General features: G+C 67.6%; 1 protein-coding gene. It reads right to left on the reverse strand.

From position 1 onward, the window contains the following. Positions 1-889: ATP-binding protein (locus tag C6558_RS38775; protein WP_146160993.1), on the reverse strand; the 889-nt coding region annotated here is incomplete at its 3' end. Positions 890-907 lie beyond the last annotated feature (18 nt).

Below are 907 nucleotides of genomic sequence, written 5' to 3' on the forward strand. Positions count from 1 at the left end.
GATGGGTGGCCGCGTAGTCGGGGTGCAGCACCTGGCCGAGAAGGCGGCCCTCGGGGGAGTTGGCCTCGAAGCCCAGCAGGACCGAGCACAGGGACCGGGTCACGCGTGCGGCGTTAGCCGGTGGGAACAGACGCAGGGGGTCCAGGGACCAGTGGGTGTTGCTCAGCTCTACCACGGTCGGTTCGATGCCGGTGGCCTCGGTGAGCAGTGTTCCTAGCTCTGCCCATTCCGTGTTGTCCGAGCGGTCGATGGCCACCACCTGACCGCCACGGTCGAAGACGTTGCCGGCGACGATCTTGAGCAGGGTGGACTTGCCGGAGCCGTTCTCCCCGGTGACGGCGAAGGAGCCGGACATGTCGGCCTCCATCAGGCCGCCGATGTCCATGAAGACCGGTGAGCGGCGCGAGCTGGAGATGTTCACTCCCAGGCGGAAACCCTTGCGGGTGCCCAGCGCGTCGGTGACCAGCGGGACCCCGAAGGCCAGGTGCCGCCCGGTGGCCAGCAGCTCCAGCTTCTTCACCGTCGCCGAGCTCGGGGTGCCAGGCAGAGCGGCCCACCACAGCTCCTCCTGGTATCCAAGGGGGGTGGTGACCTTGAACTCGCGGGACTCGTAGGCGCGCACGATGGCGTTGGCATGGTCCTGGGCGATCTCTGCCGTGGGCGCGCCGACAGCGAAGATCACCGCGGCGTCGACGGAGACCTCGGACTCTGAGCTGTTCAGGGCCGCGTGGTAGGCGGTGAGGTCCTCAGCGATCCGGTCCAGTCGGGTGGAGCCGCCGGTGATGGCGTGGGAGTCCCCGGACTGCTGGTTGTACTCGTCGTTGAGCTTCTCTTCAGCGCGCTTGTTCCTGGAGGCGGCCTTCTTGGCCGGCAGGATGTTCATCCGCATGACCCAGTCCGCGTTGAC

The organism is Ensifer sp. NM-2 (assembly GCF_003024455.1).
GTDB lineage: Bacteria > Pseudomonadota > Alphaproteobacteria > Rhizobiales > Rhizobiaceae > Ensifer > Ensifer canadensis.